This is a genomic window from Solibacillus sp. FSL H8-0538 (genome assembly GCF_038003525.1).
Taxonomy (GTDB): domain Bacteria; phylum Bacillota; class Bacilli; order Bacillales_A; family Planococcaceae; genus JBBOPI01.
Genome location: NZ_JBBOPI010000001.1, coordinates 325,927 through 341,150, shown reverse-complemented (window position 1 = coordinate 341,150; position 15,224 = coordinate 325,927). Strand labels below are relative to the sequence as shown.

Genomic DNA, 15,224 nt, shown 5'->3' with positions numbered 1-15,224 from the left:
ATGATATGTACTACAGATGTATGGAGGAATTATTTGTGAATGATAAAGGGGATAAATATAATCGCATTTTAAAAGCTGCGATTGAAATAATATCTGAAAAAGGACTTCAAAAAACGGCGATTTCTGACATTGTACAAAAAGCAGATGTAGCGCAAGGAACATTTTATTTGTATTTCTCATCTAAAAACGCGCTCATTCCAGCAATTGCTGAAAATTTATTAATGCATACCTTAAAAAAAATTAAACAACGTGTTTCAGCGAGTGATAATTTTTGGAGTGCCTTACAAATCTATATCGATGAAACATATGCCATTACCAATGAATATAAAGATGTAGTCGTGCTTTGTTATTCTGGTGCTGCGTTTGATTATTCAATGGAAACATGGGAAAAAATTTACCAACCCTATTATGAGTGGTTTGAGAAAATCTTAAATAAGGCGATCAATGAAAAAAAGATATTAGCAGATATTCAGGTTATGTGGACTTCTAAGTTACTCATAAACTTAGCAGAAAATGCAGCTGAACGTTTTTATATCGCCAATGACCAAGATATGACGTGCGAGGAATCAAAAAATGAATTATTCCATTTTATTAAAAGATCACTAGTCACCCACTAATTTGTTTTTAAATAGTGGGTGACCATATATTTACTTTTCAGAAATTTCAATGTATTATAAAATGACTGACTGACAGTCAGTCATTTTACTAAATCAAAGGGGATGAACAGTAATGGTTAATGCACAGGTAGAAACGATCGATACAAAACATGAGCAAGTAAAGGATTATATCAATAAGGTTTTATCATTAATCGAAAAGCCTACAATTACGGCTGAAGATGCAAAGTGGATTACAAGTGAAACAATTAACGGCTTCCGCGAAAATATTAACCCAGGCTTTTTAGAGTACCGTAAAACAGTAACGCTAGATAATCAATTCGCTGCTGTTGAATGGTCTGATGAAGGCTCTTGTTTCAAAGACGTTAACGGTAAAAGTTATATTGATTGTCTAGGTGGATTCGGAATTTACAACGTAGGTCACCGTCACCCTAAAGTTGTTAAAGCTGTAAAAGATCAATTACAACATCAGGCGTTACATAGCCAAGACTTACTCGATCCATTACGCGCAATGCTTGGTAAAGTTTTAGCCGACATTACCCCGGGTGACTTGAAATATTCTTTCTTCACAAATAGCGGCACTGAAAGTGTAGAAGCTGCACTAAAAATCGCAAAAATGTACAGCGATCGCACAACGTTTATCTCGACTACACGTGCTTTCCATGGCAAAAGCTTAGGAGCTTTATCTGGTACAGCAAAAGGCATGTTCCGTAAACCTTTCTTGCCTTTAATTCCAGGTTTCCGTCACGTGCCATTTGGCGATATCGATTTTCTGCGTAAAACATTTGAAATTTGTTCACAGGTAGGCGAAGATGTCGCTGCTGTTCTTTTAGAGCCAATTCAAGGCGAAGGCGGTATTATCTTACCACCGGAAAATTATTTAAAAGAAGTGCGTGCTTTATGTGACCAATACGGAGCTCTACTTATTTTCGACGAAGTACAAACAGGTATGGGACGTACAGGTAAAATGTTCGCATCTGAATTATTTGATGTAGAACCAGATATTTTATGCTTAGCAAAAGCATTTGGTGGTGGTGTAATGCCTGCTGGTGCTGTCGTTGCGAATGAAAAAACATTCCAAGTTCTATTTGACAACCCATTCATGCATACAACAACATTCGGGGGAAATCCACTAGCTTGTGCAGCTGCACTTGCAACAATTAATGTTCTACTTGAAGAAAATTTACCTGCACGTGCGGCAGAAGTCGGTGAGTATCTCTTAAACGGACTACGCGAAGCAGCTACAGGTCATGAAGATAAAGTAATGGAAATTCGCGGTCAAGGATTAATGATTGGTATCGAATTCCACTTAGATGAAGTCGGCTACAACATCTCAAAAGGTATGTTTGATGAGGGCGTTCTTGTTGCCGGTACACTTATTAACTCAAAAACAATTCGTATCGAGCCACCTCTAACAATTGCAATTGAAGAAGCCGATGAAGTAATTGCGACATTCAAAAAAGTATTAGAAAGCCTATAAATCAATTAACTCTGTATCACCATAATGTCCTTAGCTAGTTGAAATTTGCCAAAGACTACTAAATAAGTAGACTTTCGAACAATAGAACATGAAAATGAACATTGACGGAGGGAAAACATGACAATTGATACACAGAAAAAGGCAATCACATTAAAAAACTATGTAAACGGTGAGTGGCGTACATCCACATCAGTAGAGATATATGACGTGATTAATCCCGCAACACAAGAAGTAATTGGGCATGCTTCATACTCTACAAAAGAAGAAACGGAAGAAGCAATTCAAGCAGCAAAAGAGGCATTTGAAAGTGGCGTGTGGTCTCAAAAAACAACGCATGAACGCTCGGCAATCCTCTTAGCTATTGCGGCAAAAATTGATGAACGCGCTGAAGAACTTGCAACATTAGAAACACTCAATAACGGAAAAATTAAAACGGAAGCTACGTATGATATCGCTGATGCTGCAAATTGCTTCCGCTATTATGCCGGCATGATTTTACAACCAGACGGCCAAACATATCACGCACCTGATAATGTGCAGGCGCTCATTGTTAAAGAACCGGTTGGCGTTGCAGGCTTAATCGTACCATGGAACTTCCCATTGCTAATGAGTGTGTGGAAGATCGCCCCTGCCCTTGCTGCTGGAAATACAATTGTGTTCAAACCATCAGAAGTAACGCCAATGACCGCTATGAAACTATTTGAAATTTTAGAAGAAGCAGGACTTCCAAAAGGCGTAGCAAATATGGTCATGGGACACGGAGCTATCGTTGGCCAAACAATTTCTGAAAGTAAACATGTCGATATTGTTTCATTTACAGGAAGTACACAAGTAGGACGAGAAATTATGCGCGCAGCTGCGGGTAATCTAAAAAAGATTTCACTAGAGCTTGGTGGTAAATCGCCGAATATTATTTTTGCCGATGCGGACTTTGAAGCAGCTGTTGATTACGGATTATTTGGTATTTTCTACGGATCAGGTCAAGTATGTTCTGCTGGAAGCCGCATTTTAGTAGAAGAAACAATTTACGATGCGTATGTGGAGCGCTTTGTCGAGCGTGCCAATCAAATCAAGGTCGGCCCAGGCTTAGATGAAACATCTAATATGGGTGCTATCGTGAGCGAAAAACAACTAAATCGCATTCTTGACTATATCGAAATTGGTAAAAATGAAGGTGCAAAACTCGTGGCTGGTGGCAAACGCTTAACAGAAAACGGTTTAGATCAAGGCTTCTTCATTGCACCAACTGTTTTTGCGGATGTTACGAATGATATGAGAATCGTGCGTGAAGAAATTTTCGGTCCAGTTGTCACGATCCAAAAATTTGCGACAGAACAAGAAGCGATTCGTTTAGCAAATGATTCAGATTATGGTTTAGCAGGTGGTGTGTTCTCAAATGACGGCGCCAAAGCATTACGTGTTATCAAACAAATACGTGCCGGCATTACGTGGGTCAATGACTACCACCCAACCTATGTAGAAGCTCCTTGGGGTGGCTACAAGCAAAGTGGTATTGGCCGCAGTCTTGGCACATACGGCTTAGAAGATTTCCAAGAAGTAAAGCAAATCAATATCCGCCTAAATGTTGAACCAAATGGCTGGTTCCCTAGTTAAGATAACTAAACTTATTGAACAGAATAAACTTAGCTTGACTAGTTGACTATAAGTTCTTACGTAAACCTAGTTTCCCAAAACTATTTATACTCCCATTTTAATAAATCCCATAAAAAAACAGGAGGAATACTGTTCATTCCTCCTGTTTTTATTTGGTTATATTAACCCTTTTTCCGTTAATATCGCTGTTAGCTGCGCAACACATTCCTCTATAGAATGGTGCACTGTATTTAAAACAATTTCTGGATTCACAGGAGCCTCATATGGTGCACTAATACCCGTGAAGTTTGGAATCTCTCCGTTACGCGCTTTTTTATACAGCCCTTTTGGATCACGGCGCTCGCATTCTTCCACGGAGCACTCTACATAAATTTCTAAAAATTCACCTTCTGCTACGAGCTCGCGAACGGTATCACGATCAGCCTGATACGGAGAAATAAAAGCCGTTGTAACGATTTGTCCGCTCTCTACAAAAAGCTTCGCCACTTCTCCAATACGTCGGATATTTTCTTTTCGGCTTTCTTCATCAAAACCTAAGTCTTTATTTAAACCGTGACGAATATTATCCCCGTCTAATACAAATGCTTGATTGCCGCGCTCAAATAATGTGCGTGCAAATGCATTTGCTACCGAAGATTTACCTGATGCTGATAGTCCTGTAAACCATAAAATAAAGCTTGAATGCTTATTTTGCGTGCGGCGTTCTTCTTTTGAAATCGACGCCTCATGCCATACGATATTTGTGCTCATATTAGTCCTCCATTACGCGTGAACTTCTTTGCGTAGCCCTTTTATTAATACTTCTACTACTTCTTTTCGGCTAAATGTGCTCGGTGGGATTTCCCCGCTACGTAGCATTTCGCGCACCTTTGTTCCAGATAAAATAACGCGTGCTTCTGCCCCATGCGCACATGTTTTCGTTGTTGCCATGCCTTCGCACTCATTACAGTAAAAGCTATGCTCAAATTTTAGCGGTGTAATGCCGATTTCCTCTGGCTCAAATAAATCAAATAGCTTTTGTGCATCATACGTACCGTAATAGTCGCCTACCCCCGCGTGATCACGTCCAACAATAAAGTGCGTGCAGCCATAATTTTTACGAACTAATGCATGGAAAATGGCCTCGCGTGGACCTGCATAACGCATCGCCGCTAAAAATACACCTAGTTGTACGCGCTCTTTTGGATAATATTTTTCAAGTAACATTTCATAGCTTTCCATACGAATTTCCGCTGAAATATCGTCGGATTTCGTTTCACCTACTAGTGGGTTTAAAAACAGACCATCAACAATTTCAAGTGCCACTTTTTGAATATATTCATGCGCACGATGAACTGGGTTACGCGTTTGGAAGCCGACGATCGTTTTCCAGCCCTTCTCTGCGAAAATCTCACGTGTTTCCTGTGGCTCAAATGTATACGCTGGGAACGGTTTTTGTGACTTTTTAATAAGCGTCACTTTCCCACCTATATATGTGTTTGGACGTTCAAATAATTTTGCCACACCAGGATGCGCCTTATCTCCTGTACCGTAAACATTGATTGCCTCTACTTCTTTATTTGGTACGAAAATGTCTGAAACTTCGATTACTCCGTACACTTCCCCGTTAAATGTTAATTTCGCTTGCTCACCTATGACTAAAGTGGTTGCCACTGCTTCTTCAACCGGTAATGTAATCGGAATGCTCCACACTGTGCCTGAAGATAGGCGCATGTTATTCACGACTGACTCATAATTTGCTTGCGTTAAAAATCCTTCAAGCGGGCTATACGCACCGATCCCAATTAACTCTAAATCGCTTAATGAAATTGCATCCATCTCAATTTCTTTTGTCATTTTTGCTGTCTCGAAATTCGGTTCAAAAGCCTGAACCAACTTCCCTCCATGTGGTTGTAAACTCAATTTATTTTCCTCCTAATCAAATTAAAATACTTCGTTTAAATACCGCTACCTTCATCATTAAATGTACGTTCTTCCTCTTTAACAATTCTCATTAAACTAACGGTACCAATCGTACCAATTGCTACACTTGCTAATACAATAATCGAGTACAAATCACTTTCTAAAAATAACTTTACTAACATATAAGAAATCGCTAATGAAAAGAGTGGCGAAACAATCCAAATACGCACAATTTTTTTCACGATATGCTTATCAAAAATCTCCGTTCCATTTTTCGCCATCCCTAGCCCAATAATGCCTGATGATGTTACTTGTGTTAATGGAACAGGTAGGCCGAAAACAGAACTTACCCCTACTAAAATGGCACCCGTACTTGAAATTAAAATACCTTCTGTTTTTTCATAGCGTACAATTTTTTTACCATTCGTTTCAAGCACACGTTTGCCAAGCAGCAAAGCACCTATAGCCACGAACAGTCCACCAATCCAAACACCTTGATACGTCGTCATAATGCTGGCGCCAACTAATGGCCCTACTGCATTGGCAACATTATTCATCCCAGCAGAAAATGCTTCAAAAAAGCCCGCAATAATTAGTAATACTGTAAAAATCGGTCGGTCCTTTAAATAGCCCTTTCCTTGGAAATGATAAAGAATCTTCCCTCCGATAAATAAAATAACGAAGGCAATAACTGGTACAATGACCCAAAAAGCCATAATAAATAACAGTGATTTAATAAATAAAACTTGGTAAGCAATGCCGACGCCCACAATAGCACCAACCGTTACTTCACTTGTTGAAAGCGGAATACCCATTAAATTTGCTAAAAATAATGTACTTGTCGCAGAAACTAAAATAATTATGACAATTTTCACGGTAATGACGCCTTCTGGAATTATGCCACCACTAATGGTTTTAACGACTTCACCTCCGCCAATTACAGCACCGAGCATGACACCCACTGCACAAATAATTAGTGCGATGCGGGCATTTTTTACAGCGCCAGATCCATAGGCAACCCCCATAGAAGCAGCTGCACCACTTGCACCGATATTCATTGCGAAAAATAGTGCGAACGCAATGGCAATGTATTCAAGCATAAAAGGCCCCCTTTACCCGTGCAGTCCACATTCCGTTTTCCCGCTGCCTTGCCATCTACCTGAACGGAAATCCTCCGCAGTAAACGCAGGCTTCGTACATGTTTCACAGCCAATGCTTGGGTACCCTGTATCATGCAGTGGATTGTATGGTAAATCGTGCTTTGACACGTAACGCCAAATATCCTTCCACGTCCAATGAATTAAAGGGCACACTTTAATAGACTCAAATTTGTTATCAAGATTAATAAATTCAGTATTCGCGCGCGTTTCCGATTGCTCACGGCGAAGACCCGAAATCCAAGCTTTCACACCCGATAATGTTTCATGAAGTGGTTCCAGCTTACGAATGCCACAGCATTGATTCGGATTCGTTTTCCACAGCTCATCCCCGTACTGCTTTGCTTGCTCTCCTAATGTCATGCGCGGTTTCTTTAATTCAATTTGGAGCGCCGGGTACTTTGCTTTCACGCGATCGATTGTTTCGTACGTTTCTTTAAAATGAACATCCGTATCTAAAAATACGATCCTCGCATCCGCTTTTACTTTTGCAATTAAATCAATGAGAACCATCCCTTCAATTCCGAAGCTACATGCATACACAATCTCCTCACCGTAATTCGCATACGCCCAATTTAAAACGTTTAGTGCACCTTTGTATTCTTCATCTTGTTCAAATTGAACTACTGGTTCTTGCCATGTTGCATAAGTTAACAATACATTTCCCCCTTTTAAATTTTGAAAGTCACATTTCGCTTCAAAATAAAGCAAGATTAAGTCCTTACTTAACCACAAAAAAAGGCGCTTTAATGCCGGCATAAAGTACCCTGCATTAAAACGCCTCTAGTTGTCTAGTCAGCTTTTTTATTTTTCGATTATTTAGATTATAAAACTTTTTAACCAACTATTCAACTAGGTTTTATAAAATTAAAATAAAAATTTATATTTTAGTAGGAGAAACATTCCATTTTGAAAAATTTTAAAAATAATTATTAATTCATAGTTGACTTATAGGATAAATATAATTAATGTATGAGTAAGCAAAAAACGTCATTTCAGAGCTCGAATGACCTTAAATGCGAAAATAAAAAAATACCGATCAGACAAACTGAAGGTTGCCTGCTATTACTTCCCCCGTAATAGTAAGCAACCTTTTTTGTCTCACTAAAAAGGAGAGTCCCAAATGAAAAAAATCCAAAAACAATCTATTGTATTTTTACTTTTACTTGCAGCGCTTGTCCTTACATTAACAGGCTGCGGTCAAAAAGAGGAAGACGTTGAGCAAGTTGGTGAAACGACATCATCGACAAGTAAGCAAGCAACGACAACTGAAAGCAAACCACCAGTCGAATTATTAAATGTTTCTTATGATCCAACGCGTGAGCTATACCAAGAATTCAATGAAGAATTCTCTGCTTACTGGAAAGCTGAAACTGGTCAAGAAGTAACAATCCAACAATCACATGGTGGCTCTGGTAAACAAGGTCGCGCTGTTATTGATGGCTTAGAAGCAGACGTTGTGACATTAGCACTTGCTTATGACATTGATGAAGTTGCGGCATCACGCGACTTATTAAACGCAGATTGGCAAACAGAATTTGAAAACAACTCTACGCCGTACACATCTACAATCGTATTTTTAGTACGTAAAGGCAATCCGAAAAATATTCAAGACTGGGATGACTTAATTAAAGACGATGTTTCTGTTGTCACACCGAACCCAAAAACTTCTGGTGGTGCTCGTTGGAACTACTTATCGGCTTGGGCTTACGCAAAAAACACACTGAAATATGATGAACCACAAATTAAAGAATTTATTAAAGCACTATTTAGCAATGTTGAAGTATTAGACTCCGGTGCACGTGGATCAACAACTACTTTCGTTGAGCGCGGTATCGGTGATGTATTAATCGCTTGGGAAAATGAAGCGTATCTTTCATTAAATGAATTAGCTACAGATGAATTTGAAATCGTGACACCATCCTTAAGTATTTTAGCTGAGCCACCTGTAGCAATTGTAGATAAAATTGTTGATAAAAAAGGTACACGTGAAGTAGCTGAAGCATACTTGCAATACTTATACACAGAAAAAGGGCAAGAACTTGCTGCTGCAAACTACTACCGCCCACGCGACCCAGAAGTGTTAGCGAAATATGCGGATAACTTTGAGGAACTTGAACTAATCACAATCGATGAGTTCGGTGGTTGGCAAGAAGCACAAAAAACGCATTTCAGCGATGGTGGTACATTCGATGAAATTTATGACGGTCAATAATCTTAGAAAGACACATCTCGTCCAAAATGGGCGAGATGCTGTCCTTACTTATCTAAATTATAAGGCTTCGTAGTTAAATGTACTTTCACAATGATGAGGTGTTGTTTAGATGAGCAGTGTAACAATTAAAAAGAAAAAAAATTACTCGGTTATTCCCGGTTTTTCGCTGTCACTTGGCTATACGATGATTTACGTCAGTATAATAGTGTTGCTGCCTTTATCGATGGTCTTTTTTAATACCATGTCCCTTAGTTGGTCGGAGTTTTATGATACGGTAACTCATCCTCGCGTTGTGGCTTCTTATAAACTCACTCTAGGAACAGCCTTTGCTGCTGGTGTCATTAATGTCATTTTCGGGTCAATTATTGCGTGGGTACTTGTGCGCTATGATTTCCCTGCCAAACGACTAGTTGATGGTCTTGTTGATTTACCGTTCGCCCTACCAACTGCTGTTGCCGGCATCGCCCTTACTTCTTTATATGCGCAAAACGGATGGATTGGGCAGTTTTTTAGCTTTAAAATCGCTTTTACCCCACTCGGTATCATTATCGCACTCACATTCATCGGGCTCCCTTTCGTAGTCCGAACATTGCAGCCTGTTTTGCAGAATTTAAGTGTTGAAGTAGAAGAAGCATCTGCGAGTTTAGGTGCATCAAGATGGAAAACATTTACAAAAGTTATTTTTCCAGAACTAACACCTGCCATTATTACAGGCTTTTCATTAGCCTTTGCACGCGCACTTGGCGAATACGGTTCGGTCGTGTTTATTGCTGGGAATATGCCGATGAAAACAGAAATCACGCCACTTATTATTATGACGAAGCTCGAACAGTATGATTACGCAGGAGCTACAGCTGTGGCATCGGTTATGCTCGTTGCTTCCTTCTTACTTTTATTATTCATTAACGTCATTCAGTGGTTTACAAACCGGAAATTTATGCATAGCTAAGGAGGGTTATTATGGCTGAACAAATCCCGATTGAACAACCAATTTCAACGTCCACACCTGTCGCAGCAAAGCGACCGATCGCCCTACAGGAACCTGTATTTGTACGTTTTACATTAACATTTATTGCACTTGCATTTTTAGCGTTATTTTTAGTGCTTCCACTTGCAACGATTTTTATTACGGCCTTCGAAAAAGGTTGGGATACCTACGTTGCGTCCATTACACACCCAGATGCACTATCTGCCATTAAGTTAACATTACTCGTTACTGCGATCGTTGTCCCACTCAATGCGATTTTCGGCTTATTGGCTGCTTGGTATATTACAAAATTCTCGTTCCGTGGGAAAAATATTTTAATTACACTCATTGATTTACCGTTTGCCATTTCCCCGGTTATCGCAGGTTTAGTATTTATTTTATTATTTGGAGCACAGGGGCTATTCGGTGAATGGTTATTTACAAACGATATTAAAATAGTATTTGCACTACCAGGCATCGTGCTCGCTACAATTTTCGTAACACTGCCATTTGTAGCACGTGAGCTTATTCCTTTAATGCAGGCGCAAGGCACAACAGAGGAAGAAGCATCAATTTCTCTTGGTGCAAGCGGTTTTAAAACATTTATTTTAGTAACCCTACCTAATATTAAATGGGGCTTATTATACGGGCTAATTTTATGTAATGCTCGCGCAATTGGTGAATTTGGTGCCGTTTCAGTCGTATCTGGACATATTCGTGGTATGACCAACACCATGCCGCTCCATATCGAGATTTTATATAATGAATATCAATTTTCAGCAGCGTTTGCGGTTGCATCGCTCATGTCCATTTTAGCAATCATTACGATCATCATTAAAAATGTTATTGAATGGAAATCAAAGCACGTCTAAGGAGGGTATTTAATGAGTATTCAAATTCAAAACGTATCAAAAACATTCGGCAATTTCCAAGCATTAAACGATATTTCAATTGATATCCAGTCTGGTGAATTGGTTGCACTACTTGGTCCATCAGGTTCTGGCAAAACCTCATTACTGCGTATTATTGCTGGACTAGAGGGGCTAGATGAAGGGGTCATTTTATTTGACGGGCAAAATATTACGAACGTGAATCCGAAAGAACGAAATGTCGGCTTCGTATTCCAGCATTACGCATTATTCCGCCATATGACGGTTTTTGATAATATTGCGTACGGTCTAAAAGTTCGCCCGCGCAAAACACGCCCTTCTAAAACCGAAATTGCAGAAAAAGTAATTGAACTACTGCGTTTAGTGAAACTTGAGCACTTTGCAGACCGCTACCCTTCCCAATTATCAGGCGGTCAACGTCAACGTGTTGCTTTAGCTCGAGCATTAGCTGTTGAACCGAAAGTATTATTGCTTGATGAACCATTCGGCGCGCTTGATGCAAAGGTACGTAAAGAATTACGTCGTTGGCTACGAAAGCTACATAATGATTTCCATGTGACGAGCTTATTTGTCACACATGACCAAGAAGAAGCACTAGATGTAGCAGACCGCGTCATCGTTATGAACAATGGAAAAATAGAGCAAATCGGTAGCCCTGAAGAAGTATATGAGCATCCAAATAGTCCATTTGTGTACGACTTTTTAGGCAATGTAAATTTATTTAAAGGCCGCCTACATAACGGCAAGCTCACACATGGTCCGATTGAAATTACCGTGTCAGATGAGCTACAAAACCGTACACATGATCACGCAGTTGCGTATGTGCGTCCGCATGATATTCAAATTGATAAAGTACAAGAAACGCCGGATTGTATTCCTGTAGTAATCAACCATATTCATTTAGTTGGCTCACTTGTACAAGTTGAACTGCGCAGTGAAGATTCTGAGGAGTTTTACGAAGCAGAGCTCTTAAAAGAGCAATATAAGCTGTTAGATTTGCAAAAAGGCGATGTCGTCTACGTTCGACCAAAGCAATTAAAAGTATTTATTCCAGAAGATTTTTCGATATAATAGCCAGTGTAGGAGCGTTTTTATTTGAAGCGCTCTTTTCATTTGCAAAGACTATGTTAAATATAATTGTTATTTTTATGGTAGAAAGACACACTTCGCCGAAAATAGAGCAAGTTGATGTCCTTACTTATCTACAAAAAAAGACGCCCATATCTTGGAGAAGATGTGGGCGCAAAGTTCTTCTCTTATACAAAAAGAAGCTTTAACGAAAATTTAAAGATGTAAGACAATTAATTGTCTCCCTACGTTCTAAATGAGGGGGGTTAGAACGTTATCATGAACTAGCAAACTTCTGGAGAAAAGCAGCTAAAGTTCACACTCACTTACACTGTATTGCAAGTGAGTAGTAATGGTTATACGATAATGATAATCATTATCACTTGTATTGTCAATACGTTCCTAGAAAATATTATTAATTATTTTTGGTTGGTTGGTTAACTGAACGGCGATACAAATATTGCTTTGCCTGGAAGTGAATAAAACACCCGACACAAAAGCCTAAAATCGCCACAAATGAAGCAACTGCTACCATAATGGTAAAGGCATAGCCCCCTGCGTTCCAGCCTGCTAAAAAACTGATCAATCCCCCTGCTAAGCAAATGCACGCAATGCTAGAGTTAAATCGCTGTTGCTGCGCATCCTCTGGGATATAAGCCTTCGAATCTTTCTTCAAAAACAACTTCGCAAAACGCATAATCGGATTAAAGCCAATTAAAAACCCAAGTATATTTGCAATAAGCGGAATCGCTAAAATCCATACTTGCCCTGTCACCCAAGTTAAAACAACCGATAAAAAAATCGTCCACTGATTCGTACGCACTAATGGTCTAGGAATGGAAAGTGGTAATGTCATTTTAAAACCAACCTTTCTTATAAGTTTTATTTATCTTAACCTTTTCCAATCAATTTGTGAACTAAGAAGTGTTATAGTAAAGATAAAAACGAAAAGGTGATTTTATGCCCGCGCTTTCGTACGATCAAGTACGCCAATTAAATTCTTATAGCATTTTTACAGAGGAGCCCGATCGCCCATTATTTACATTGGCGAACTTGCACAAAGACTTTTATTTAACGGATTTCCGCAATTTAATGATGGGTATCACAAATGCCGCTACTGAATCAGCTGCCATTTCCCATTTTGGTCGTCGCTACGGCATGTTTGTCGCGATGCAATTTTATATGCTTACTACATATGATGAGATTTGGGATGGGAAGCCTGAGGACATTCGTTTTGCAATTATTCAGGAACACGGAATTCACACACTCGGTATGTATATTAATGTAAATGATTTCCGCTATGTGGAGGATGATGAGCGCGAACGTGTCATGACCGATATTTTATATAAAACTTCTGTCGTTATTCAACAGTTACGCAAAACAACTACCATCTCCCCGCTCATTTTATGGGAAAATATTTTTGGATATATGCTATGGCATTTCCATACGCTACTCGAAAATCCTGCACTTGCGGACCGTGCCTTCGAAGATTTAGAAATGCTAGAAGACGTGAATGTTTGGCGTCACTTCTCGAATAGTTCACTGTTTTTAAATTACACAGGCGGGCAAAGTCCTTCTAAATTAGTAAATGTACCTGTCCGCAAAAGTTGTTGCTTCTCAAAAGATATTCCTGGATTAATGGCATGCGGATTCTGTCCATTGAAATAATATTTTTGATGAAAGCTTCTTTTTAGGAGCTTTTTTTATTGTTTCTTGTGTTGGAGTAGGTTCCGGCTGATAGGTTGTTAGTTCATTCGGGGGAGAGTTGGTTCGTTCACGAGGGCTGTTAGTTCGTTCGGACGCTAACTTGGTGCGTTCACGAGGCCAGTTAGTTCATTCCGGGCATGTTGGTTCGTTCACGAGGGCTGTTGGTGCGTTCGACCGCTAGCTTGGTTCGTTCACAGGGGCTGTTGGTTCATTCCGAGCATGTTGGTTCGTTCACGAGGGCTGTTAGTTCGTTCGGACGCTAGCTTGGTGCGTTCACATCTCAGCTTAATCAGCTTGTTAATTTATGTGCGGATAGCCCTCCTTTTAGATCCCTTAGCAATTCCTTCTACGGAGTTACACCCCACATAGTCCATTCAAACACTCGGTTAGTTAACTTACCCCAAATAAAAACCCCGTCCAAATTTCTGAACGGGGTAAATTACTTATTTCAGCCTTTTGCTGCGTTTTTTAATGTCGTTGTTAATACTTTCGTGCCGTCAATTAACGCTTGACGATTAAAAACCATGTTTGGATGATGTAATCCAGGAGTCAAATTAGCCCCTACCCCTATCATTACAGCTTTCAAATCGGGGCTTTTTATTGTATAAAAATGGAAGTCATCACTACCTGGTGTCTCAACAGGAGGCGCTAAATATTCCATTCCCATTGATTCAATAATGGATAATTCAGCAATGCGTGCAGCTTCCTCAGAAACCTCCGCACCTGGCGTTTTATCAATCCAGTCCCAGCCAATAGATGTACCAAACATCGCTTCAATCTGCTTTAATCCTTGTTCTATGCGCTCTTGAATTATATTGAGAATTTCATTTTTCTGTGCACGAACATCTAGCGAAAATGTAGCATTTCCAGGAATAATGTTAACACTACCTCCGTCTGCTACTATTTTTGTTAATTTTACTGAGTACACTTCAAATGGATCGATATAAATATTTTTGACCATTTGCTGAACCGCCACTATTATATCAATGGCGTTTCTCCCTTGATGTGGACGAGCTCCGTGCGCGTCTTCACCGCTAATCACACCGTTTAAAAATACCGCCGCTCCATGATGAATGGCTGGTGCAATTTTCCCAAGTGGTAACTCTTCTATAGGACGTAAATGAATACCAAATAAATAAGATACATCTTTAATAACGTTATGCTTAATCATCGCCAACGCACCGCCACCAAGCTCTTCAGCTGGCTGAAAAATAAAACGAATACGCTTTCCTAGCTTCATATTCTTTAGCGTATAAAGTGCACCCAGCACCATTGAAATGTTAGCATCATGACCGCAAGAATGGTTCGCTTGCATAACACCGTCTACCTCTTGCCACAGCGCATCAATATCTGCACGAACGGCAATTATTTCTTCCCCCTGGCCAATTTCAGCCACTAAACCTGTCACATCGTCAAACGTTTTATACTGAACTTGCATATCATCTAAAATCGATGCAATTTTTTTTGTCGTATTAAATTCCTTCCAGCTTACTTCTGGATGGCTGTGGAAATACTCAAACCAATCATAGATGATTTCTTCTAATGCTGTTACTTCAACCATATTTCGCACCTCAAATTTTTTGTATTCACTTACTTCTATTATACAGCAC

At 39.6% G+C, this 15,224-nt stretch carries 14 protein-coding genes; 8 read left to right on the top strand and 6 right to left on the bottom strand.

Annotated elements, in window-relative coordinates; translation table 11 throughout:
• The first annotated feature begins 35 nt into the window (after positions 1 to 35).
• The 3 genes from MHH87_RS01635 (at position 36) to MHH87_RS01625 (ending at position 3,708) form a co-directional block, all read left to right on the top strand.
• Positions 36 to 617, top strand: coding sequence for a TetR family transcriptional regulator (locus MHH87_RS01635; protein WP_340747587.1), 582 nt, complete (start codon positions 36 to 38; stop codon positions 615 to 617).
• A gap of 112 nt (positions 618 to 729) precedes the next feature.
• On the top strand, positions 730 to 2,094 hold the full coding sequence (locus MHH87_RS01630) for a putrescine aminotransferase (RefSeq protein WP_340747586.1): 1,365 nt from the start codon (positions 730 to 732) through the stop codon (positions 2,092 to 2,094).
• A 117-nt stretch (positions 2,095 to 2,211) separates the two neighbouring features.
• A complete protein-coding gene (locus tag MHH87_RS01625) occupies positions 2,212 to 3,708 on the top strand; it encodes an aldehyde dehydrogenase family protein (protein ID WP_340747585.1) in 1,497 nt (498 codons plus the stop codon).
• Between the two features lie 156 nt (positions 3,709 to 3,864).
• On the opposite strand, the gene cysC is transcribed toward MHH87_RS01625, so the two are convergent.
• The 4 genes from cysC to MHH87_RS01605 are packed head-to-tail and all read right to left on the bottom strand — an operon-like array spanning position 3,865 to position 7,424.
• Positions 3,865 to 4,458 carry an adenylyl-sulfate kinase gene (cysC, locus tag MHH87_RS01620; protein WP_340747584.1) on the bottom strand — a complete coding sequence of 198 codons (594 nt, stop codon included), beginning with the start codon at positions 4,456 to 4,458 and terminating at the stop codon, positions 3,865 to 3,867.
• 12 nt (positions 4,459 to 4,470) lie between these two features.
• A complete protein-coding gene (gene sat / locus MHH87_RS01615) occupies positions 4,471 to 5,610 on the bottom strand; it encodes a sulfate adenylyltransferase (protein ID WP_340747583.1) in 1,140 nt (379 codons plus the stop codon).
• Between the two features lie 35 nt (positions 5,611 to 5,645).
• Complete coding sequence (locus tag MHH87_RS01610) at positions 5,646 to 6,710, bottom strand: inorganic phosphate transporter (protein WP_340747582.1); 1,065 nt, start codon at positions 6,708 to 6,710, stop codon at positions 5,646 to 5,648.
• Between the two features lie 12 nt (positions 6,711 to 6,722).
• Complete coding sequence (locus MHH87_RS01605; protein ID WP_340747581.1) at positions 6,723 to 7,424, bottom strand: phosphoadenylyl-sulfate reductase; 702 nt, start codon at positions 7,422 to 7,424, stop codon at positions 6,723 to 6,725.
• A gap of 466 nt (positions 7,425 to 7,890) precedes the next feature.
• Here MHH87_RS01605 and MHH87_RS01600 point away from each other — a divergent pair, with 466 nt between their 5' ends.
• The 4 genes from MHH87_RS01600 (at position 7,891) to MHH87_RS01585 (ending at position 11,910) form a co-directional block, all read left to right on the top strand.
• On the top strand, positions 7,891 to 8,982 hold the full coding sequence (locus MHH87_RS01600; protein ID WP_445683068.1) for a sulfate ABC transporter substrate-binding protein: 1,092 nt from the start codon (positions 7,891 to 7,893) through the stop codon (positions 8,980 to 8,982).
• Positions 8,983 to 9,091: 109 nt separating this feature from the next.
• A complete protein-coding gene (gene cysT, locus MHH87_RS01595; protein ID WP_340747580.1) occupies positions 9,092 to 9,931 on the top strand; it encodes a sulfate ABC transporter permease subunit CysT in 840 nt (279 codons plus the stop codon).
• A gap of 11 nt (positions 9,932 to 9,942) precedes the next feature.
• Positions 9,943 to 10,821, top strand: a complete 879-nt coding sequence (gene cysW, locus MHH87_RS01590) for a sulfate ABC transporter permease subunit CysW (RefSeq protein WP_340747579.1) — start codon at positions 9,943 to 9,945, stop codon at positions 10,819 to 10,821.
• Positions 10,822 to 10,833: 12 nt separating this feature from the next.
• On the top strand, positions 10,834 to 11,910 hold the full coding sequence (locus MHH87_RS01585) for a sulfate/molybdate ABC transporter ATP-binding protein (protein WP_340747578.1): 1,077 nt from the start codon (positions 10,834 to 10,836) through the stop codon (positions 11,908 to 11,910).
• A 412-nt stretch (positions 11,911 to 12,322) separates the two neighbouring features.
• On the opposite strand, the gene MHH87_RS01580 is transcribed toward MHH87_RS01585, so the two are convergent.
• Entirely contained in the window at positions 12,323 to 12,763 is a 441-nt protein-coding gene (locus MHH87_RS01580; protein ID WP_340747577.1) for a DUF4395 domain-containing protein, read from the bottom strand.
• 104 nt (positions 12,764 to 12,867) lie between these two features.
• Here MHH87_RS01580 and MHH87_RS01575 point away from each other — a divergent pair, with 104 nt between their 5' ends.
• Positions 12,868 to 13,575: a Fe-S oxidoreductase gene (locus tag MHH87_RS01575; RefSeq protein ID WP_340747576.1), complete on the top strand. Its 708-nt coding sequence runs from the start codon at positions 12,868 to 12,870 to the stop codon at positions 13,573 to 13,575.
• Between the two features lie 487 nt (positions 13,576 to 14,062).
• Here MHH87_RS01575 and MHH87_RS01570 read toward each other — a convergent pair whose 3' ends face one another.
• The gene (locus tag MHH87_RS01570) at positions 14,063 to 15,175 is read right to left on the bottom strand and encodes an amidohydrolase (protein ID WP_340747575.1); all 1,113 of its coding nucleotides are present in this window, start codon (positions 15,173 to 15,175) and stop codon (positions 14,063 to 14,065) included.
• Positions 15,176 to 15,224: the final 49 nt, after the last annotated feature.